This is a genomic window from Rhodococcus sp. K11/5 (assembly GCF_055193735.1).
The window spans coordinates 2,257,266-2,280,355 of sequence record NZ_CM143721.1; the positions used below are offsets into that span (position 1 = coordinate 2,257,266).

Below are 23,090 nucleotides of genomic sequence, written 5' to 3' on the forward strand. Positions count from 1 at the left end.
ACGGTCTCGTCGAGACGCTCGGCGATCGTGGCCACGATGCGGGTGCCCACCAGCGAGGTGCCGCCGAGTTCGAAGAAGTTGTCGTCCAGGCCCACACCGTCGACGCCGAGGACCTCCGCGAACACCTCGCACACGGTGTGTTCGGTGGGGGTGTCCGCGTCTCGGTGCACGGCTGCCGTGACGAACTCCGGTGCCGGCAGCGCCCGTCGATCCACCTTGCCCACCGAGGTGAGCGGGAGTTCGTCGAGCAGGGTGATGGACTGCGGGATCATGTAGCGCGGCAATCGATCCTGCAGGTGCCGGCGTAGCGACGCCGCGTCCACGCTCGCACCGTCGTGCGGCAGGACGTACGACACGATCGCGGTGTCCCCGTTCTCGCGCGGGTGACCCATCGTGATCGCGTAATCGACGCCGTCGTGCGCATCGAAGGCCGCGTCGATCTCGCCGAGCTCGATGCGGAACCCGCGGATCTTGACCTGGTGGTCGGACCGCCCCACGTAGAGCAGGTTCGGCTCGCCTGCCGCATCCCGTCGCCACCGCACGAGGTCACCGGTGCGGTACATCCGCTCCCCGGCTTTCCGTGCGGGTCGGCGACGAACCTCTCCGCGGTCAGCGCTTGCCGTCCGAGGTAGCCGCGGGCGAGCTCCGGGCCTGCGAGATACAGCTCGCCGACGACGCCGTACGGGACCGGCTCCAGGCGTCGGTCGAGGACCGTCGCCCTGACCCCGCGGATGGGCCCGCCGATGGTGACGGGTCGACGGGGACTCATCGGGTGACTCATGGTGGTCACGATGGTGGTCTCGGTCGGGCCGTAGACGTTGTGCAGGTTGCGTCCCGGCGCCCACTTCTCGACCAGTTCCGGCGGGCACGCCTCCCCGCCGACCAGGACGTGCGTGAGCGAGGTCGCCGGGCCGGGATCCGCAGTCGCCAGTGCAGCGGTGGTGACGAACGCGTGCGAGATGCGATGGGAGCCGAAGAACTCCGAGAGCTCGCGGCCGCCGTACACCCCGGTGGGAGCCACCACCAGGGTGGCTCCCGAGCCGTACGCGAACAGCTGATCCATGACCGCCGCGTCGAAACTCGGGGTGGCGAAGTGCAACACCCGTGAGGTGGGGCGAACGTCGAAGCGGTCACGCAGTTCACCCGCGAAGTTCGACAGACCGGCGTGCGTGACCACGACGCCCTTGGGACGGCCGGTCGATCCCGAGGTGTAGATGACGTACGCGGTGTGGTCCAGAGACAACGGTGCGGTGCGTTCGGCGTTCGTCGGTGCGGTCGTCGGCATCGCCTCGAGCTCGCGCACCGTGTCGGGATCGTCCAGTTCGATCCACGTGGTCTCCACCCCGTCCACGGTCAACGCAGCCCGATGCTCCGACGTGGTCAGGCCCCACCGCGCCGCCGAGTCGCTCAGCATGTGCGCGATGCGATCGGCCGGGTAGCCGGGATCGACGGGAACGAATCCCGCGCCGGCCTTCGCCACCGCCAGTGCGGAGACGACGGACTCGAAGGAACGGGTCGATCCGAGCGCGACGAGCGACTCCGGTCCGACCCCTCGTCGGACCAGAGCGCGCGCCAACGCGGACGATCGTTCGTCCAGTTCCCGGTACGTCAACGACGCATCGAGGTATTCCACCGCGACACGGTCGCCGAATTCCGCCGCGGTGCGTGCGAACACGTCCGCCATGGTCACGGCCGGGTCGGGATTCGTGCCCCCTCCGTGCACCGGCACCAGGTCCGACCGCTCGCTCGCGGTGAGCAGGTCGACACTCCCCACGGCGCGCTCGGGGTCGGTGGCCAGCGCGTGCAGGACTGCGGTCAGCCGCTCGACCATCGCGGTCACCGTGGACTCGTCGAACAGATCGACGGCGTAATCCACCACCACGGTCAACCCGTCCGGTCCGTGGTCGGCCGATCGACGCTCGGTCACCGTGAACTGCAGATCGAACTTGGCGATGTTCACGTCGATCTCCGCCGCCTCGAGCAGCACGTCCCCCATGGCCGCCTCGGTCGGGCTGTCCTCGAGCATGGAGAGCATGACCTGGAACAACGGGTGGTGACTGGTGGTGCGCTCGGGTGCGAGCAGGTCGACGACCCGCTCGAACGGTACGTCGGGATGTTCGAAGGCACCGAGATCGACGTCGCGCACGGCGCGCAGAGTGTCCGCCAACGACGCGTCCGGGTCCACCGAGGTTCGGAGCACCAGGGTGTTGACGAACATGCCGACCAGACGATCGAGCACCTCCTCGCCGCGGCCGGCCACCGCGGTGCCGATCGAGGTGTCGAAGCGACCGGCGAGCCGACCGAGGAGGACGGCGATCGCGGTGTGCACCGTCATGAACAGCGTCGCGTTCTCCCGACGACCGAGGTCGACGAGCCGGTCGTGCAGATCGGCACCGATCTCGCTCGACACGCGGCCACCTCGGAACGACGGCAGGCTCGGCCGGGGCCGGTCCGTCGGGATGTCCAGACGTTCGGGCGCTCCGATCAACGTGCGCTCCCAGTAGGCGAGCTGCGTCGACAGCACGCTCTGCACGTCGTCCTCGGACCCCAGACGCTCGTGCTGCCACAGGCTGTAATCGGCGTACTGCACGGGCAGCGGCTCCGGGCTCGGCGTCTCCCCCGCCGCCCTGGCGGTGTACGCCGTCATGAGGTCCGCGGCCAGTGGAGCCATCGACCACCCGTCCGCCGCGATGTGGTGCATCGTCACCACCAGCACGTGTCGATCCTCGCCCTCGCGAATCAGGCTGCAGCGCAACGGCATCTCGGTGGTCAGATCGAAGCCGCGGGTCGCGGTGAGCCTGAGCAGCGCGTCGAGGTCGGTGCGGTCGGTGGACGACGCCGGGTCGAGGCTCTCGAGCTCCACCGCCGCGGTGTCGGCGTCGAGCACCTCCTGCCGAGGTCCCGCCGCGCTGTCGGGGAACACGGTGCGCAGGATCTCGTGCCGGCGCACCAGATCGGCGAGGGCGTGCGTCAACGCCGTTCGGTCCAGGGGGCCGGTCAGTCGGACCGCGAACGGAACGTTGTAGGCCCCGGACGTCGGATCGAATCGGTTGAGGAACCACAGCCGCTGCTGAGCCGGGGACAGCGGAACGACCTCGGGCCTGGGTGCGGCCTGCAGGACGGGCCCGGCGGACTCGCCCAGCAGGTCCACGTGTGCGGCGAGGGACGCGACGTCCGGAGACTCGAACAGTGCGCGCACCGGAACTCGAACACCGAGCGCGGATCCGATGCGAGCCGCCACCTTGGTCGCCAGCAGGGAGTTCCCGCCGAGATCGAAGAAGTTGTCGTCGCCGCCCACCCGCAGATCGACGACGCCGAGCACGGAGGCCATCGCGTCGGCGATCACGGTCTCGGTGGGTGTCGACGGTGCCCGGTAGGGCCGATCGGGGCCACCCGGCGTCGGGGTGGGAAGGGCGCGGACGTCGAGCTTGCCCACGGGTGTCAGCGGGACGCGATCGAGCACCGTGATCGACGACGGCACCATGTGCCCGGGCAGTACCGCCCGAACCGCATCGAGAACGCTCGCCGGGTCGATGCGGTGGTCACCGCGAGGAACCACGTACGACGCCAGGCGGGACGGGCCCGCGGAATCGGCGTGGACGACGGTGTGCGCGAAATGCACGTCCTCGACCGCGGTGAGCGCGGCGTCGATCTCGCCCAGCTCGATGCGGAATCCACGGACCTTGACCTGGGTGTCCGACCGGCCGACGTACTCGAGGCGGTCGTCGGCGGTCCACCGGACCACGTCGCCGGTCCGGTACATGCGGGCTCCGGGTTCACCGTGGGGGTCGGCCACGAAGCGGTCGGCCGTGAGAGCCGCGCGGTTCAGGTAGCCGCGGGCCAGTCCGACGCCGGAGAGGTACAGCTCACCGGTCACGCCGCGCGGTACCGGATTCAGGCGTGAATCGAGCACCGTCGCTCGGACGCCCCGAATGGGCCGACCGATGGTGACGGGCTCGCCGGCGGTCAGTTCGGCCATCGCCGCGACGATCGTGCCCTCGGTGGGCCCGTAGCCGTTGAGCATCCGGCGCCCGGGGGCCCAGCGTCGCACCAGGTCGTCGCTGCAGGCGTCGCCGCCGACGACCACCACGCGCAGCGACGGTGCCGTCACGCTCGCCTCGGTCTCGACGCCCGGCTCGGTCTCGACGGTCGCGAGGGCGGCCGGGGTGACGAACGCGTGGGTGACGGCCTCCCGGTCGAGCAACTCGACCAGATCGGTCCCGCCGTAGACGTCGTCCGGCGCGATGACCATGGCGGCACCGGCGCGGAAGGCGAGCAACAGTTCGAGCACCGAGGCGTCGAAGCTGGGGCTGGCGAAGTGCAGGGTGCGGGCGGCCGCCGTGACGTCCAGCCGCTCTCGCTGTTCGTCGGCGAAGTTCGCGAGACCGCTGTGCGTGACGCTCACGCCCTTGGGAACTCCGGTGGAGCCGGACGTGAAGATCACATACGCCGGATGGGACGGCAGAACTATGCCGAGCCGCTCGGTGTTCGTGATCGCGGTTCCCGCGTGATCGGCGAGTTCCGCGTGCAGGGCGTCGTCGGTGAGGTCGATCCACTCGATCGCGTCCGACTCGGGTACGTCCGGTCGGACACCCGCGGTGATCGCGAGCACGGCACCGCTGTCGGCGAGCATGTGCGTGATGCGCTCGGACGGGTAGTTCGGATCCACCGGCACCCACGCCGCTCCGGTCTTGGTGACCGCCAACGTGGCGAGCACCGATTCGACGGAGCGCGAGATCGCCACGGCCACCACGGTCTCCGGCGCGGCGCCCCGAGCGATGAGGGCTCGGGCGAGGCGGGACGAGGCGTCGTCGAGCTCGGCGTAGGTCACGACGCGGCGATCGTCACCCCGGCCGGCGACCAGGGCGTCGGCGGTCGGAAGCTCGGTCGCGGTGCGCGAGAACAGGTCTGCGAGGAGCTCGACGTCGCCGGCCCGCGGGCCGGCCCGATGCGTCAGATCGACGGTCTCGTCGTGATCGAGAATCGAGAAATCTCCGACAGCGGTCTCCGGGTGACGGACGACGGCGGACAGGAGCGTCACGAATCGCCGGGCAGCGGCCGCGACGGTGGCCTCGTCGTACAGGTCGCGGGTGTAGGTCATGCGGAACCGCCAGTCGCGGTCGCCGTCCGCACCGGATTCCTCGACGTTCAGCTCGAGGTCGAACTTGCTGCGCTGCAGATCGATCGCCTCGGCCGTCACCTCGAGGTCGTCCAGGCGGCCGGAGGTGACGCCGGCCGTGGCGAAGGCCAGTACCACCTGGACCAGGGGGTGGCGTCCGGCCGTTCGTGACGGAGACACCGCGTCGACGAGGTGCTCGAAGGGCAGATCGGCGTGCGCGAAGGCGTCCAGATCGGCAGCGCGGACGTCGGCGAGCACGTCGGCGAACGACGCGCTCGGAGCGACGGAGGTGCGCAGAACGAGCGTGTTGACGAACATGCCGACCAGGTCGTCGAGCCGCGGATCGCGCCGTCCCGCCACCGGCGTCCCGATCACCACGTCGTCGGTGTCGGCGAGCCGAGACACCAGCACGGCCAGCACCGCGTGCACCGCCATGAAGAGCGTGCTTCCGTGCTCGTCCGCGAGCTCCGACAGTCGAGCCACCACGGCGCGGTCCACGGCGAACTCGTGCGTTCCGGCGGCGTGCGTGGGTACCGCGGGGCGCGGCCGGTCCGACGGCAGGGTGCACTCGTCGGGCAGATCGGCGAGGGTGTCCGCCCAGAAGCGTGTCTGTGTCGCCGCGACACCGTCGACGTCGAAGTCGCCGAGACGGGCGTGCTGCCAGAGGCTGAAGTCGGTGTACTGCACCGGCAGGGGGTCCCACCGCGGGGCGTCGCCGCGCACCCGCGCCGCGTAGGCGGTGAGGACGTCACGAGTCAGCGGACCCATCGACCAACCGTCGGCGGCGATGTGGTGCACCACCAGAGCGAGCACGTGCCGATCGTCGCGCACGCGGAGCAGACGTACCCGCAACGGGCGCTCGGCGGTCAGGTCGAATCCGCCGCGTGCGAACGAGGACAATTCGTTCTCGACCCCGTCGGCGGATTCGTCGAGGAAGACCGGCTCGAGCACGACGGGTTCGGCGGGGAGTACCCGTTGGACCGGTCCGTCGTCCGTTTCCGGGTGGACGGTGCGCAGCGTCTCGTGACGAGTCACCAGATCCTCCAGCGCCTCACCCAGTGCGTGGACGTCGAGGGGTCCGTCGAGGGTGACCGAGAACGAGATGTTGTAGGCGTCGGACGTCGGATCGAAGCGGTTGAGGAACCACAGCCGCTGCTGGGCCGGGGCGAGCGGAATCCGATCCGGCCGTTCGGCAACCGCGGTGAGAGGAATACGGCCGGGTGCGTTTGCCTCGTCGTCCAGTGCCGCGGCCAGTCGTTCGACCGTCGGTGCGTCGAAGAGTGCGCGAACCTGCACCTCGCGGCCCAGCGCTGCCCCGAGCGCGGACGTGACTCGGGTGGCCATGAGCGAGTTGCCGCCGGCCGCGAAGAAGTCGTCGGTGCGTCCGACGACCGCGATTCCCAGCGCGTCGGCGTACGCGCGGGCCACCGCATACTCGGTCGCGGTGCGGGGTTCGGCGTACTCGGTGGACGGCGCACCGAGGTCGGGGACCGGCAGCGCCCGCTTGTCGAGTTTGCCGGTGGGGGTGACCGGGAGGCGGTCCAGGACCACCACGGCGGCGGGGATCATGTAGCTCGGAAGCGCGGTGCGCAGGTGCTCGAAGACGACCGCCTCCACCGCGTCGGGGTCGGCGTCGGTGGACGGGTCGGCGACGACCCACGTCACGAGGCGGGCGCGATCGGAGCGATCGGCGTCCACGACGGCCGTGTGCGAGAACCGGATGCCGTCCGGCGCGGAGGCGACGGCGTCGATCTCGGCGAGTTCGATGCGGTATCCGCGGATCTTGACCTGATCGTCGGCGCGTCCGCGGAAGAGAAGTTCGGAGACGCCGTCGGCGCGCCGACGCTCGACCACCACGTCGCCTGTGCGGTACATCCGGGATCCACCGAGCCCTTGCGGGTCGGCGACGAAGCGCGACGCGGTGAGGGGAAGTCGCCCGAGGTAGCCACGCGCGAGCGCGGGTCCGCTCAGGTACAGCTCGCCCGCCACGCCGGGGGCCACCGGTCGAAGGCGACGATCGAGCACGTGCGCGCGTACGCCTCGACGCGGCGATCCGATGGTCACCACGTCGCCCGGTTCGAGGGCGTCGGACATCGTGGCGACGACCGTGGTCTCCGAGGGGCCGTACATGTTGAGCATCGTGCGGCCGGGAACTGCCCAGCGGCGCACCAGATCCGGACTGCAGACGTCGCCGCCCACTCCGACGAACACGAGGTCGGGGAGATCGGAGGCGTCGCAGGTTTCCAGGGCGGCGGGGGTGGTGAAGGCATGGGTCACCCGCTGCTCGCGCAGCAGTGCCGCCAGTTCCGCGCCGCCGTAGATCTCGGTTCCGGCGACCACGATGGTGGATGCGGCGGCGAAGCCCATGACCAACTCGAGCACCGAGGCATCGAAGCTGGGCGACGCGAAATGCAGTGTGCGCGAAGTGGAATCGACGTGGTAGTGCTCGACCTGATCGCGAGCGAAGTCGGCGATCCCCCGGTGAGTGACCACGACGGCCTTCGGTCGACCGGTGGACCCGGAGGTGAAGACGAGATACGCCGGGTTGTCGTGCCGCACGGAGACCTGCACCCGCGGCGCGTCGGTGGGACGCGTGTCCGGACGAACCGGGATCCACTGCAGGCCGCCGGGGAGATCGGTGCCGACCGGGCACAACCCGATCGTGGCCGACGAGTCCGCGAGCATGTGTTCGATGCGTTCGGTCGGCAGTGCCGGATCGACGGGTACGAACGCGGCTCCGGCCTTGGTGACCGCCCAGAGAGCGACGATGGATTCGAACGACCGGGGCAGGCAGACGGGAACCAGCGTCTCCGGGCCGACGCCCTCGTCGATCAGAGTGCGGGCGAGACGATCCGACGCGGCGTCCAGTCGGCCGTAGGTGAAGCTCTGCTCCGCCGTGACCACGGCGACCGCATCGGGGTCACGCCGAGCCGCGGACGCGAGGACGTCGCCGAGGGTGGTCGGAGGCCCGGCCGGCGGCCCGCCGAGCAGGCCCGCCGACGCTTCGGCCGAGGTACGCAAATCGATGTCGCCCACCGCGACCGTCGGATCGGCGACGACGGCTCGCAGCACCGCCGTGAGTCGATCGCCGAACCCGCGCACCGTGTTCGCGTCGAACAGGTCGAGGGCGTAACCGATGCGGGCGTCGATTCCGGCGGGCTCGTTCCGGTCGTCGAACCGTTCCGCCAGCTGGAAGGCGAGGTCGAATTTGGCCGTGCCGGAATCGAGTTCGGCGATCTCGACGTCGGCGCTGGGCAGAGAAACGTGCACGGGGTCGAGGTTCTCGAAGGACAGCACCACTTGGAACAGCGGATGCCGAGCGGCCGAGCGTTCCGGCGCCACGGCGTCCACGATTCGCTCGAACGGGACGTCCGCGCGGGCGAACGCCTCGAGGTCGTGGTCACGCACGTCTGCGAGAAGGGAGCGGAAGGACACGTCGGGCGCCGGTGACGATCGGAGCACGAGCGTGTTGACGAACATGCCCACCAGGGGGTCGAGGGCTCGATCGCCGCGTCCTGCGATGGGCGAGCCGACGGCGACGTCGTCGACGTCCGCCAACCGGCCCAGGACGACGGACAGCGCCGCGTGCACCACCATGAACATGCTCGACGAATTCTCGCGCGCGAGAGCGGCGAGACCGCGGTGCACGTCGGCATCCAGGGAGAGTGACACGCTGTCCCCGCGGAACGACGCGGCCGCCGGGCGTACCCGGTCGGTGGGCAGGTCGATGCCGTCGGGCAGGCCGTCGAGACGCCGGGTCCAGTACTCGATCTGACTGCCGAGCGGACTCGTCGGGTCCGACTCGGAGCCGAGAGCGGTACGTTGCCAGACCGCGAAGTCCGCGTACTGGACCTCGAGCGGTGTGAACCGAGGCGCGTCGCCCCGAAGACGGGAGGTGTAGGCGGTCATCAGATCCGTGGCCAGCGGACCGAACGACCACCCGTCCGACGCGATGTGGTGCAGAACCACGGCCAGGGTGAACGACGTCGGGCTCGTCTGCAGAAGCCCGACGCGGAACGGGTGCTCGCGAGTGACGTCGAAGCCGGTGCTCGCGAGGTCGATCATCCGTGCGCGCAGTTCGTCGGGCGAGACGACGATCGGCTCGAGCAGCTGCGGACGCGGCTCCTCGACGACCTGGTGCGGACCGTCGACCGAATCGGGGAACACGGTGCGCAGAGACTCGTGGCGCTCCACCACGTCGAGCAGGGCGGAGGAGAGGGCGGGGACGTCGACGGAGCCGGTGAGCGTGATCGAGAACGGCATGTTGTAGGCCGGGGACGACGAGTCGAACCGGTTGAGGAACCACAGACGCTGCTGTGCGAGCGAGAGGGGAATGCGGTCGGGGCGGGGACCGGCGGTCACGGCGGCACGGGGTCCGGATGCGGTCGACTCGGCCATCCGCCGGGCCAGACGCGCCACGGTGGGGGCTTCGAAGAGGTCCTTGATGGACAGATCGGCGCCCACCTCGGCGCTCACTCGTGAGACGACGCGCGCGGCCAGCAACGAGTTGCCGCCGATGTCGAAGAAGCTGTCGTGCACCCCCGGGACCGGGACATCGAGCACGTCGGCGATGGTTTCGGCGATCCGGCGTTCGACCTCGGTTCGCGGTGCGACCGACGGGGCGTCGACGGCGGCGCGCGTCGGAGCCGGAAGTGCGGCGCGGTCCACCTTGCCGCTGCTGTTCAGCGGCAGAGCCGCGAGTGCGGTGATGGACGACGGAACCATGTAACTCGGCACCGACGCCGCCGCCGTCGCGGCGACCGCGCGGACGTCCACGTCCGGTGCGGCCAGGCCGGGAATCGGAGCGACGTACGCCACCAGTTCGGTCTCGCCGCGATCGTCGGTGTGTGCGACAGCGACGGCGTGATGAACGTGCGGGTGGCCGATCAGGGCGGCTTCGACCTCACCGAGCTCGATGCGCAGACCGCGAATCTTGACCTGGAAGTCACTGCGGCCCAGGTATTCCACCGCGCCGTCGGCGCGCCAGCGCGCGAGGTCGCCCGTGCGGTACATGCGGGAGCCGTCGGCGGCGATCGGATCGGCGACGAACCGATCCGCGGTCAGCTCGGGGCGGCCGACGTAACCGCGGGCGAGCTGGACTCCGGAGAGGTAGAGCTCGCCGGCGACGCCGACCGGAACGGGCTCGAGCTGCGCGTCCAGAACGTGCAGGGCGGTGTTCCACACCGGGCGACCGATGGGAACGCCGACCCGGTCGGCGTCCGTGCACTCCCAGTGGGAGACGTCGACGGCCGCTTCGGTGGGACCGTAGAGATTGTGCAGCGCCGCGGAGTTCAGTGACCGGAAGGTGGCGGCGGTGTCCGCGGGGAGCGCCTCACCGCTGCAGAACACGGTCCGCAGTCCGGGCAACGATCGCGGTGCATCGCGCCGGGACCGGCCGTCCGCTTGTTCGGCGAGAAATGCGGTGAGCATCGACGGGACGAAGTGCGCGACGGTGACGCCCGCCTCGTCGATCGTGGACAGCAGGTAGCGCGGATCGCGATGTCCGTCCGGCTCGGCGACGACGAGACGGGCGCCGACGATCAGTGGCCAGAAGAATTCCCACACCGACACGTCGAACGTCGCGGGTGTCTTCTGCAGCACGGCGTCGTCGGCGGTGAGTCGGTACTCGTGCTGCATCCACAGCAGACGGTTGACGATGGAGGCGTGGCTGACGCCGACTCCCTTGGGCCGGCCGGTGGACCCGGAGGTGAAGACGACGTACGCGAGGGCGTCCGGATGCAGCGGCGCGCGGCGGTCGGCGTCGGTGACGTCCCCGTCGTCGATGCCGAGAGTCGACAACGAATCGACGGCCAACCGCGGGGTGGTCTCGCCGATATCGATGTCGTCGTCGGTCGAGACGAGCGCGCACACCGGGCGGGCGGTGTCCAGGACGTAGGCGATGCGGTCTGCGGGATGGTCGGGGTCGATCGGCACGTAGGCGCCGCCCGCCTTGACGATGGCGTACATCGCGACCAGGAGGTCGACCGACCGGGGCAGCGCGAGGGCGACCAGAGAATCGGGACCCACTCCCCGATCGATCAGCACCCGGGCCAACCGGTTGGACCGTCGATCGAGCTCGGCGTACGTCAGGACGTCGTCGCGGAACTGCAGCGCGACGGCGTCGGGGGTACGGCGGACCTGCTCGACGAAGAGCGCGGGAAGCGTCGTGGCGGGAACCGGTCGGCCCGTGTCGTTGAAATCGGCGGTGACCCGGCGGAGCTCGTCGGGAAGCACCACGTCGAGGCCACCGACCCGCGTGCGGGCGCCGCGGCCGAGGAAGTTCTCCAGGAACGCGACGAAACGACGGTGGTGCGCCTCCAGCACCTCCGGCTCGTAGAGCGCCGGGTTCGCCTCGAAATCGATGTTCAGGCGGTCCCCACCCGTGCTGTTGTAGACGTTGAACGTGAGGTCCTCGATGGGTCCGCTGGAGAGAAGATGGAGCTGTCCGGTGAGATCGCCGAGTCCGACGTGCCAGTCGAAGAGCATGATGTTGACCATCGGGCCGAAGAAGCCGCGGTGCATCGTGGAGCTGCCGTGATCACGCCGGATGTCCTCGTGCCGGTACTTCTGGTGGCGCAGTGCGCCGGTGATCTCGAGGGTGACCGTGGTCACGAGATCGCCGATGTTCATGTTCGGTCCGATGTGGATGCGGATGGGCACCACGTTGGACACCATGCCCCCCGATCGGCGCAGCGCCGCGGTGGTACGCACCGAGACCGGAAGGCTGACCACCACGTCCCGGTGACCGGTGACCCGGTGCAGGTACGCGGCGAACGCGGCCGCGATGACGGCGGCGGCGCTCGCGTCGAATCGAGTCTCGGCGGCGGCCAGCATCCGGCCCACGGACCCGTCGACCACACCGTTGATCCGAAGGCGATCGGGCTGCGCGGGAGCCGTGCGGTCGGCCAGTCCGAAGGAGTCCGGCAGGCCCTGGAGCTTGTCCATCCAGAATGCCTTGTCCGTGCGATACCGCGTCGACTCGACGTATTTCCGTTCGGCGGCATAGAGCGCGGGCAGATCGCCCGCCTTGCTGGGAGCGCTCGCTCGACCCGCGACGGCATCGGAGTAGAGCTCGGCGATCCGCTTCATCGCGGTGACGGCCCCGTACCCGTCGCCCGCGATGTGGTGCATGCGGGTGTACCAGAAGTGCCGATCGTCGGACACGCGGAGCACGACGTTGACGGTGAGCGGGTCGCGGTCGATGTCGACGGCGGTGCGCATCTCCACGGCCATCCACTCGTGTGCCGCGGCGACGGGATCCGGTTCGCCCCGCAGATCCAGGCGTCGGGTCTGCACGGTGGCCGACGGGTCGGTGAGCTGGTACGGCTGGCCGTCGATCTCGATCAGGCGGATCTGGCCGGACTGGAGTTCGGCGGCGGCCTGCGCTCCCACCCGGACCAACAGGTCGACGTCGAAGTCGCCGACGACGTCGACGTACTGCGCCACGGTCAGCGGCACCTCGGGTGCGAGCTTCTGCGCGAACCAGAGGCTGGCCTGGGCCGGGGAGAGCGGGAAGGGTTCGGACGGGGTGTTCGGGTCGTCGGTGTTCGGGTAGTCGGTGTCCCGGTCGTGGTCGTCCCGGGTGTCGGTATGTCGGTGTGCGTCGAGGGTGTGCGTCGTGTGCGTGGGGGGAGTCATGAATCGAAGCTCCGTTCGCTCGTCGGCGGGAAAGATTGCCGAGCAGAAACGCACTCCACCGTGGGCCCGTGGCGCTGACGTCCGCAGTCCCGAGCCCGAGTCCTGCGTGAAACCTGCGTGTGACTGACGGTGTCCCCGACCGTGGTCGCACTCTTGGTGTGTGATTCGCGGACTCACCGACCTTGGATTGGTGAGTCTCACCAATTTTCTCGGGGATCAGCGCCGAAGCGTTACATTCCGCTGTTCGAGGTCACGAAGCCCGTCGATGTACCGGTAGGGGGCCGCGGAGTGGCCGCTACGCCCGAGTAGCGTCCGTGCGGCGTCGTCGTCGCACGGGGTTCGCGGCGGCGGCGATGACTCCCAGCACCCCGAGACCGACGAGGACGTACTCCACGACCGCACCCCAGCGTGTCGCGAGAGTGAGATTCGTGCGGACTCCGACGGTGTCGACGAGGTAGGCGGGTTCGAAGAGTTCGGTCCGCTCGGTCACCGAACCGTCCGGCGCGACGATGGCGCTGACGCCGCTGGTCGCCGCGACGACGACGGTGCGGGAATGTTCCACGGCGCGGACCCGCGACATTGCGAGCTGCTGGTAGGTCATCTCGGTGTCGCCGAACGTCGCGTTGTTCGTGGGGACCGCCAGGATGGTCGCCCCCGCGTTCACGGCCTCGGCGGGCGCCCGGTCGAACGCCACTTCGTAACACGTGGCCACACCGACGGCGAGGGCGACATCGTCGACGCCGCGCGTACGGACCACTCCGTCTCCGTCGCCCGGAACGAAGTTGCCCGCCGAATCGGCGTACGGCGAGAACAGTCGGAAGAAGTCACGGTACGGGAGATATTCGCCGAAGGGCTGAACGATCTTCTTGTCGTGCTGCTCCCCCGGCCCGGCGTTTCCGTCCCACACGATCACGCTGTTGCTCGTGGTTCCGTCGCCGTTGTTCAGCACCGTGCCCACCAGGATGGGGACGCCGATGCGGACCGAGGCCGCCGAGATCGACGCCGCCGCCTCCGCGTCACGGAGCGGATCGACGTCGGACGCGTTCTCGGGCCACACGACGACGTCGGGTTGCTCGGTGCGGCCGGCGTCCACGTCGTCGGCGAGCCGCAACGTCTCGTCGACGTGGTTGTTCAGCACCTGTCGGCGCTGAGCGTTGAAGTCCAGCCCCAGTCGCGGAACGCTGCCCTGGATCGCGGCGACCGTCACGGTGCGTTCCCCGTCCTGCGGTCCGGCGAGCCCGGGCGCGGTGGCCACGGCGACGATCGGGCCGAGGAGGATCAGCACCAGCGTGGCGGCCACGGACACGACTCCGCCGCGCGATGCGCCGGCCGGCGCGGAGCGGATGCTCGCGACCGCGCGCAGGACCACGACCGCACCCAGCCCGATCGCGGCGACGACGAAGCTCAACAGCGGCGCTCCGCCGACTGCCGCGACGGGGAGCAGAACCGACTCGGACTGCCCGAACGCGAGTCGTCCCCACGGGAACCCACCGAACGGCACGGTGCTACGCAGCCACTCGGTGAGCGACCACGTGGCCGCGAGCCACAGGGCCGCGAAGGGCAGCCTGGACACCACGACCGCCAGCAGCCCGAACAGGCCCGTGAACACCGCTTCCGCGACGGCGAGCGCGATCCACGGGAGCGGGCCCACGTAGACCCCGATCCACGGCAGCAGCGGAAGGAAGAACCCGAGGCCGAAGACGAACCCGTAGAGAAATCCGCCCTTCTTCGACACGGTGCGGCCACGGGACAACCGTTCGGTGAGGACGAATCCGATCAGCGCGAGCGCGATCGGTGCGAAAAACCAGAGGGGTCTCGGTGGGAACGACGCGAACAACAGCGCCCCCGCTCCCGCGGACAGAAGCAGGCGCAGAAGAACGATCACGACCGGTACACGGTCCGGCCTCGGTGCACGGTCTGCAGGCAGACCGGATCCCGTGCGGAGTCGTCCAAGCGCGGCAACGCGGGGACCCGGGATCGAGGATCGGTGGACCACCGCTGCACGGAATCCTTGGGTGCGCTCACCACCAATTCATCGGCGTCCCACACCGCGTAGGAGGCAGGGGCACCGGGAACCAGGGTGCCGGCGAGTCCGTCGCGCACTCCCCCGGCGCGCCAGGCACCACGAGTGGCGGCGGAGAAGGCGGCGCGCGGGGAGATCGCACTTCCGGGCGTGCGGTGCCCGACGGCGGCGCGTATCCCGCTCCAGGGCGACAGGGGGGTGACCGGCGAATCGGATCCGAACGCGAGGGGCACCCCGGCCGAGGCCATCATCGCCAGCGGGTTCAGGGCGCGGGCGCGGTCGACACCGAGCCGAGCACGGTACATGCCGTCGTTGCCGCCCCAATAGGCGTCGAACACGGGTTGGACGCTGGCGATGATTCCCCAACCGGCCAGGAGCGACGCCTGCTCCTCGGTGACCATCTCGAGGTGTTCGAGCCGGTGCCCGCGTGCCGCCACGGCCGGGCCGCCGAGTTCGTCGACGACGCGCCGAAGTCCGTCGACCACGGCGCCGGTGGCGGCGTCGCCGATGACGTGGAACCCGGCCTGGATCTTCGCCTCCGTGCAGGCCCGGACGTGGTCGGCGATGGCGTCGACGTCCAGATAGGCGTAGCCGGTGCCGTCCCCGTCACAGTAGGGCTCGGTCAACCATGCGGTGTGGGAGCCGATGGAGCCGTCGACGAACAGATCCCCACCGAGTGCGTGAGCGCCCGTCGCGGCGAGCAGTTCGGTCGCCTCGTCGGCGGTGCGGACTGCCTCGCCCCAGTAGGCGTGCACCTGCACGGCGTGATCGAGTGCGAGGAGTTCGGCGAGATCGGTGCGTCCGGAGACGTCCGGTCCGGCGCACTCGTGGATCGCCACCACCCCGTGCGCCGCGGCGTGATCGAGCGCCGCCACGCGGGCCGCGTGGCGGCCGCTGGGACTGAGCAGATCGCGAGCGGTCCGGCGCACCGCGTGGTGGGCCTCCGCGATCAGGGGTGCCTGTGGATCGGCCTGCGCGACCGACTCCGCCGAGGCCCGCCGCAACACCGTGGAGCACGCGGCGGAATGCGCATCGATGCGGGACAGGTATACCGCCCGACCGGGAGCGGCCTCGTCGAGTTCGTCCGTGGTGGGGCCGCGGCCTTCCGGCCAGGAGGTGTCGTCCCAGTTCTGTCCCCAGATCAGCGTGTCGGGGTGGTCGGCGGCGTATTTCCGCACGGCGGCCAGACACTCGCTCAGCGATCGCGCCGAGCCGAGGTCGAGACCGATCAGCGCGAGACCGGTCGCGGTGGTGTGGACGTGGGTGTCCACGAAACCCGGAGTGACGAACGCACCGTCGAGTTCGACGATCTCGGCATCCGGGTGCAGCGCGCGGCCCGGACGATCGTCACCGACCCACACGACCATGCCGTCGGTGACGGCCATGGCGGTGGCGTCGGGGGCGCTGGGGCTGTAGATGCGGCCATCGACCAACAGTTGCGTACTCACGTATCGAGTCTGCCTTCTCGGACGGACCGACCCGGCCGTGGGGTCAGGAGGCCGTGCGGCCGTCGTTGCCGCGACCGTAGTCGTCGCCACCGTCGGTGATACCGCGGTCGGTGATGCCACGGTCGGGGGTCGAACGACCGGGGCCGCTCGTCGGCCCCACATCGCCGTCGACGACCTCGCCGTCCACCACCACGTGGCCCTGACCGAAACGGCCACCGGGCCCGAAGCGTCCACCGGGGCCGCCCGGACCGAACGGACTCCCGACGGGTCCGACGAATCGACCGGTCGCCACCGCCGTCTGCACTCGCTTGGCCGCCGACCGGGCGATCACGGGCTTGAGCACCGTGCGCGTGAGCGGAATCATCAACAGCAGGCCGAGCGCCGAGGACACCAGACCGGGAATCGTCAGCAGCACCGACCCCAGCGCGACCAGCGCGCCGTCGGCGACGGCGCCGCCCTGAGAGCGACGGCCGGCGTTGGCCTCACGAAGATCGGCGAGCACACGACGGCCCTGGGACCGGATGACGACCATGCCGACGACCGAGGCCGCGATGACGGCGAAGACGGTCCACAACACGCCGACGGCCGAGGCCAGCCACGCGATCGCGCTGATCTCCACCAGCAGGTAGAGGAAGAAATAGAGCAGAGGCATCGCCGGTTCCCTTCGTCGGTACACACGGTCAACGTCGGAGCACCCTCGTTTTCTCCCGGAATCGGACACGAATCGGCACCGATGTTTCCCGGGCGACCCGGTCCCGTGACCAGATCTCACGAGCCCGGTTTCACGACCCCGAGCTCGTAGGCGAGCACCACGGCCTGCACGCGGTCCCGCAGTCCGAGCTTGGTGAGCACCCGTCCCACGTGGGTCTTGACCGTCGCCTCCGACAGGAACAGGGCCGCGGCGATCTCCCCGTTCGACTTTCCCGACGCGATGAGCTCGAGCACCTCGCGTTCGCGCTCGGTCAACGCGTCGAGGGCCGAGGTGTCGGGAGACGGCGCGTCGTCGTCGGCGATGATGCGCGAGATCAACCTCTTGGTGACCCGTGGCGACACCACGGCGTCACCCGCGGCAACGCTGCGTACGGCCGAGATCAGATCCTCGGGCGGGGTGTCCTTGAGGAGAAAACCGCTGGCGCCGGCGCGGAGCGCACCGAGCGCGTGTTCGTCGAGATCGAACGTGGTCATGACGAGCACTCGGACCTCGGAGTCCGCGGCGACGATGCGCTCCGTGGCGGAGAGTCCGTCGACACCCGGCATCCGGACGTCCATCAGGACGACGTCGGGTCGCAACCGCGCGGCGGCCGCCACCGCGGTGGCCCCGTCGGCCGCCTCACCCACGACCTCGATGTCGTCCTGGGCGCCGAGCACCATGGACAGACCCATCCTCATCAATTCCTGGTCGTCGACGAGCAGCACCGAGATGGACACGTCGAACAACCTAACCGGTGCGGGGCCACCGGGTTCACGCGTCGTGCGCTCAGGGTTGCTCGAGCGGCAGTGACGCGGACACCCGCCACCGTCCGTCGTCGAGACGTCCCGCGGTCAGTTCGCCGCCCAGCACCGCGACACGTTCGCGCATTCCGATCACCCCGAATCCGGTGCCCTGCAGCGCGGCCGAGGTGGTGGTGGCCTGCGCATCGGTGTCCGCCCAGTTGGTGATCTGGACGATGACGGCGTTCTCGTCGCTCTCGCGCCGCACCACGACTCGCGCCCGAGGTTGCTCGCCGCCGTGCCGCAACACGTTGGTCAACGATTCCTGCACCAGCCGGTGCACACCGAGGGACACCGCCGGCGGCAGATCGTCGAGGTCCCCGGTCTGCTCGATCTGCACCTGCAGGCCGGCGGCGCGCATCATCTCCACCACTTTCGCCAGCGCCGCGGTGCCGTACTGGGGCAGGCCGTCGGCGGTACCGGGCGTACCGACGGATTCGTCGGTGCGCAGCAGGGACACGGTGCGACGCAACTCGGCCAACGCCCGACGCCCGGTCGTGGAGATGTTCCCGAGCGCGGCCTCGGCCCGATCCGGATCCGTGCGCAGCGTGAACGACGCTCCGTCGGCCTGGACGATCATGACGCTGACCGCGTGCGCGACCACGTCGTGCAGCTCGCGCGCGATGCGAGTCCGTTCGGCGATCACCGCCTCCTCGGCCAGGCGGTCGCGTTCGAGTTCCGCGACGGCGAGCCGGGCTCGCACCTCGGCCACGTACGCGCGGCGCGCGCCGATGAACTCCGCCGTGATCCAGGCGAGCGCGTAGAGCACGAACATGGACAGGGTGACCGAGAAGTCGGGGCGCACCGCCACGGTGATCACCACGAGGTCGAGCACCAGACCCGCGGCGAACAACGCCGTGTCGCGCCGCCGGGCGTACAGCGCGCAGGAGAAGAGCAGAACGATCAGGGCGAGATGACCCGGGGGAAACTCCGGGACGCCCCCGTCGGCCGGTGGATCGGACCGGATCAGCGCGGACCCGATCTGACACAGCAGCAGGGCCGTCCAGGCCGCGAGGACGGGGTGCCGTCGGCGGACGACGATCGGAGCCCCCACCGCCACCACCAGCGCCACGTACACCGCAGTGGGGAGGTCGGTGCCGGCCGTGCCGACCAGTTCGACGAACACGACGAACAGCGCCAGGGCCGCGTCGGCGACCAGCGGGCGGGCCGTGAACCACGATCGGAGGGGTCGCATCGCGCGTAATGGTAGTGCGCTGGGCTGTGATCGAATATCGCCATGGGTGCCGCTGACTGGGGTGTGTTGCTGGCTGCGGCATTGGCCGCGGGATGGGTGGACGCCGTCGTCGGCGGCGGTGGGCTGATTCTGCTGCCCGCGCTGCTGTTGGTCACCCCCGCCGCGACGCTGCCGCAGACCGTGCTGGCCACCAACAAGGTGGCGTCCGTCGCCGGTACGACGGCAGCAGTGCTCACGTTCGCTCGGCGAGTGCCGATGCAGTGGTCGATCCTGGCCCCGTGTGGGGTTCTCGCGGCCGTCGGCGCCGCGTTCGGCGCCGCGTCGGTGAGTCTCATCGACAAGGACGTGTTCATCCCCATCGTGCTGGTGGTGCTCGTGTTCGTCGCCCTGATCGTGACGTTGCGGCCCACCATCGGAGTGGTCATCGCCTCCGAGCCACCGACCACCCGGCGGATCGCGATCGTGGTGGCTCTCGCCGCGATCGCCATCGGCTATTACGACGGCATCCTCGGGCCGGGTACCGGCACGTTCCTCATCATCGTGTTCGCGACGGTCCTCGGCACGGAATTCGTCCGCAGCGCCGCGATGGCCAAGGTCCTCAACCTCGGCTCCAATCTGGGCGCCCTCGCCTGGTTCGCCTCGACCGGCAGCGTGTTGTGGCTGCTCGGGCTCTCGATGGCCGTCGCGAACATCGCCGGAGCTCTCGTCGGATCCAGAATGGCGATCTCCCGCGGCGCCGGCTTCGTCCGCGTGGTCCTGCTCGTCGTGGTCTTCGCGCTCGTCGTCCGGTTGGGATGGCAACAATTCGGCTAGCGTGAGCCGGGTGAGAGACGTCGACGCCGATTTCGTCGCCCTGCCCCTGCACGCCCTCGCGGACGCGGCGCTGACCTCCGCCCGGGCCGCGGGCGCCACGCATGCCGATCTGCGCATCCACCGATCCACCACCCAGGCTCTCGTGTTGCGCGACGGGTCGGTCCAATCGGCGGTCGACTCCTCGGATCTGGGCATGGCGGTTCGGGTGGTCGTCGACGGGACGTGGGGCTTCGCCTCCGACGTCGCACTCGGGGTCGATCAGGCCGTGGCGGTGGCCTGGAAAGCGGTCCAGGTGGCGACCGCCCTGCGCGAGCTCAACCGTGAACGCGTCGTCCTCGCGGCCGAGCCGGTCCACGAGGACGTCCTCTGGGTGTCGGAGTATCGGATCGATCCGTTCGACGTCCCCACCGAGGACAAGGTCGGTCTGCTCGCCGAGTTCTCCGGCCGGCTGTCCGCCGCGGACGGCATCGACCACGTGACGGCGTCGGTGCTGCAGGTCAAGGAGCAGACCTTCTACGCCGATCTAGCCGGATCGCGAATAACCCAGCAACGCGTGCGGCTGCATCCCCAGCTCGACGCCGTGGCGGTCGATTCCGCGTCGGGATCGTTCGAATCGATGCGCACGCTCGCGCCTCCGGTCGGGCGCGGGTGGGAATACCTGGTCGACCCCGGTAGCGGCCGCGAAGGAATGTGGGACTGGGACGACGAGCTTGCCCGGATACCGGAGTGGTTGGCCGAGAAGGTGAAGGCACCGACCGTCGAACCCGGTCCCACCGATCTGGTGATCGACCCCACCAACCTGTGGCTCACCATCCACGAGTCCATCGGCCACGCCACGGAATACGACCGAGCGATCGGGTACGAGGCCGCGTACGCCGGCACCTCGTTCGCCACCCCGGACCAGCTCGGCACGCTGCGGTACGGCACCGACGTGATGCACGTGACCGCCGACCGCACGGAGCCGAACGGACTCTCCAGCATCGGCTGGGACGACGACGGCGTCGAGTCCCAGCGGTGGGACCTGGTGCGCGACGGTGTCCTCGTGGGGTATCAGCTCGATCGGGTGTTCGCCCCGCGCCTCGGACTCGAACGATCGAACGGGTGCTCGTACGCCGATTCGGCGCACCACGTTCCGATCCAGCGCATGGCGAACGTGTCGCTGCAGCCGGATCCGGTCGCCGATCGCACCACCGACGATCTCATCGCGGACGTCGAGCGCGGCATCTACGTCGTCGGTGACAAGTCGTGGTCCATCGACATGCAGCGCTACAACTTCCAGTTCACCGGCCAGCGCTTCTTCCGTATCGAGAACGGTGCCCTCACCGGGCAGGTCCGGGACGTCGCGTATCAGGCGACGACGACGGATTTCTGGGGCTCGATGGAGGCCGTCGGCGGTGCGTCGACGTGGCGCCTGGGCGGAGCCTTCAACTGCGGCAAGGCACAACCCGGCCAGGTGGCGGCCGTCAGCCACGGCTGCCCGTCCGCCCTGTTCCGCGGCGTCTCGGTGCTGAACACACGATCGGAGGCGGGACAGTGAGCGCGACCCGAATGCTGGGCGGCCACGAGCTCGTGGAGAAGGCCCTGTCCGTGACCACGGTGTCGGACACCGTGGTCATCGTGTCCGACACGGCGGAGGCGTCGTTGCGGTGGGCCGGGAACTCGATGACCACCAACGGCGTCGGTGCGCAGCGCCGGTGGACGGTGGTGTCCATCGTGCGTGACGGCGACGCGGCCCGCGTCGGATCGGTCTCGTCCACCAGCGTCGACCCCGACGACGTCGTGGGGGTCGTTCGTGCGGCCGAACGCGCGGCGCGTGCCGCCGAACCGGCGTCGGACGCGATGCCGCTGATCGCGGGAGACGGCGATCCGGACGGGTGGGGCGAGGCGGGCCCGGTCACCGGCGTCGAGGTCTTCGAGCCGCTGGTCCCCGGACTCGCGCGAGGATTCGACGGGGCCGACGCCCTGTACGGCTTCGCTCACCACACGGTCGGCACGGTGTGGCTGGGGACCTCGTCCGGGGTGCGCCGCAGGGTCGTCGAACCCATCGGCACGCTCGAGATCAACGGTAAACGCGGCGGACTGTCGGGTGGGGCGAGCGCGTGGGTGGGCTCGGGAACGAAGGACTTCACCGACGTCGTCGTCGACGGTCTGCTCGCCGAACTGACCCGACGTCTGGACTGGTCGGCCCGTACGGTCGAGCTCCCCGCCGGTCGATACGAGACGATTCTGCCCCCGTCGGCGGTCTCGGATCTCATGATCGATCTGATGTGGACGATGGAGGGCCGCGGGGCACACGAGGGTCGAAACGCGCTGTCTCGCAGCGGCGGAACGCGAATCGGCGAGACCCTCGGCGCCCTGGGGCTGACGCTTTATTCCGATCCCGCGGAGCCCGGCCTGGAGACTGCGCCGTTCGTGGTCACGGGGTCGTCCTCCGACGCGATCTCGGTCTTCGACAACGGCATGGATGCCGGGCGGGTGGACTGGATTCGCGACGGCACGATCACCTCGCTCGCCTACCCGAGGTCCGCTGCCGACCGGTTCGGCGGCGCCCCCACCGCCCCCGGGGACAATCTGATCATGACCGGTGGCCGCGGCGGCTCGACCGACGATCTGGTCGCGTCCACCGAACGCGGGTTGCTGCTGACCACGCTCTGGTACATCCGTGAGGTCGACCCGACGACGATGCTGCTCACCGGGTTGACGCGGGACGGTGTCTACCTCGTGGAGGACGGGCAGGTCACCGCGTCGGTGAACAATTTCCGGTTCAACGAGAGCCCACTGGACCTGCTACGCCGCGCGACCGAGGCCGGCGCGACGGTCCCCACCCTCCCCCGCGAGTGGCAGGACTGGTTCACGCGCGCAGCGATGCCGCCGCTCCGCATCCCCGATTTCCACATGTCGTCGGTGAGCAAGGCGCAGTAGAGGTTCGAACGGCAGGCCTACTCGGTCTCCTCCGCGCGGACGGCGATCCCGATCGTCGAATCCTTGCCGCGGAAGAGCGAACTGGCCGTCACGGCCACCCGACCGACGATGCCGTACTTCGCGACGATGGCCTTCCGCGTGCGCGCGGTGCCCGCATCGTCGAGGACCACGGCGGTCGCCTCCATCGCCGGGCCGGCGTTGTTGCCCGCACGATCGCACGTGGCCACGGTGACTCGCGGGGTGTTGCGGATGCGCTTGACCTTCCAGGACTGTCCCTGCGTCCACATGAGCAGTTCGCCGGCGTCGAGCGCCGCCCAGATGGCGGTGGGCTTGGGCGTGCCCGTCTTGGTGAACGTGGTCAGCAGGACGTACTTGGCGGTGCCGATATCGCCGAACGGGTTCGCGGAGGGAGGGGTCATGAGAATCAGAGTAGGCCCCGGG

The 23,090-nt window shown here is 69.9% G+C and carries 10 protein-coding genes and 1 pseudogene; 3 read left to right on the top strand and 8 right to left on the bottom strand.

Annotated elements, in window-relative coordinates; all coding sequences use genetic code 11:
* Positions 1–5: 5 nt before the first annotated feature.
* The 7 genes and pseudogenes from ACY466_RS10755 to ACY466_RS10785 form a co-directional block, all read right to left on the bottom strand.
* A pseudogene (locus ACY466_RS10755) lies at positions 6–383 on the bottom strand (phosphopantetheine-binding protein); the annotation flags it as partial.
* Complete coding sequence (locus ACY466_RS10760; protein ID WP_463245400.1) at positions 269–12,757, bottom strand: non-ribosomal peptide synthetase; 12,489 nt, start codon at positions 12,755–12,757, stop codon at positions 269–271. The gene ACY466_RS10760 and the pseudogene ACY466_RS10755, both read right to left, overlap by 115 nt.
* A gap of 295 nt (positions 12,758–13,052) precedes the next feature.
* On the bottom strand, positions 13,053–14,642 hold the full coding sequence (lnt, locus tag ACY466_RS10765) for an apolipoprotein N-acyltransferase (RefSeq protein WP_463245401.1): 1,590 nt from the start codon (positions 14,640–14,642) through the stop codon (positions 13,053–13,055).
* Positions 14,639–16,228 carry an amidohydrolase gene (locus ACY466_RS10770; protein ID WP_463245402.1) on the bottom strand — a complete coding sequence of 530 codons (1,590 nt, stop codon included), beginning with the start codon at positions 16,226–16,228 and terminating at the stop codon, positions 14,639–14,641. Before ACY466_RS10770 ends, lnt begins: the two co-directional genes overlap by 4 nt.
* Positions 16,229–16,271: 43 nt before the next feature.
* On the bottom strand, positions 16,272–16,880 hold the full coding sequence (locus ACY466_RS10775) for an FxsA family protein (RefSeq protein ID WP_463245403.1): 609 nt from the start codon (positions 16,878–16,880) through the stop codon (positions 16,272–16,274).
* Positions 16,881–16,996: 116 nt separating this feature from the next.
* On the bottom strand, positions 16,997–17,656 hold the full coding sequence (locus ACY466_RS10780; RefSeq protein WP_463245404.1) for a response regulator: 660 nt from the start codon (positions 17,654–17,656) through the stop codon (positions 16,997–16,999).
* 49 nt (positions 17,657–17,705) lie between these two features.
* The gene (locus tag ACY466_RS10785) at positions 17,706–18,914 is read right to left on the bottom strand and encodes a sensor histidine kinase (RefSeq protein WP_463245405.1); all 1,209 of its coding nucleotides are present in this window, start codon (positions 18,912–18,914) and stop codon (positions 17,706–17,708) included.
* 42 nt (positions 18,915–18,956) lie between these two features.
* On the opposite strand from ACY466_RS10785, the gene ACY466_RS10790 reads away from it, so the two are divergent.
* The 3 genes from ACY466_RS10790 to ACY466_RS10800 are packed head-to-tail and all read left to right on the top strand — an operon-like array spanning position 18,957 to position 22,649.
* Entirely contained in the window at positions 18,957–19,727 is a 771-nt protein-coding gene (locus ACY466_RS10790; RefSeq protein ID WP_463245406.1) for a TSUP family transporter, read from the top strand.
* Between the two features lies 1 nt (position 19,728).
* Positions 19,729–21,264 (top strand): TldD/PmbA family protein, encoded by a 1,536-nt coding sequence (locus ACY466_RS10795; protein WP_463245407.1) that lies wholly within the window; start codon positions 19,729–19,731, stop codon positions 21,262–21,264.
* Between the two features lie 11 nt (positions 21,265–21,275).
* Positions 21,276–22,649 carry a metallopeptidase TldD-related protein gene (locus ACY466_RS10800; protein WP_463252224.1) on the top strand — a complete coding sequence of 458 codons (1,374 nt, stop codon included), beginning with the start codon at positions 21,276–21,278 and terminating at the stop codon, positions 22,647–22,649.
* A gap of 17 nt (positions 22,650–22,666) precedes the next feature.
* Here ACY466_RS10800 and ACY466_RS10805 read toward each other — a convergent pair whose 3' ends face one another.
* Positions 22,667–23,068 carry a PPOX class F420-dependent oxidoreductase gene (locus tag ACY466_RS10805; protein ID WP_463245408.1) on the bottom strand — a complete coding sequence of 134 codons (402 nt, stop codon included), beginning with the start codon at positions 23,066–23,068 and terminating at the stop codon, positions 22,667–22,669.
* Positions 23,069–23,090 lie beyond the last annotated feature (22 nt).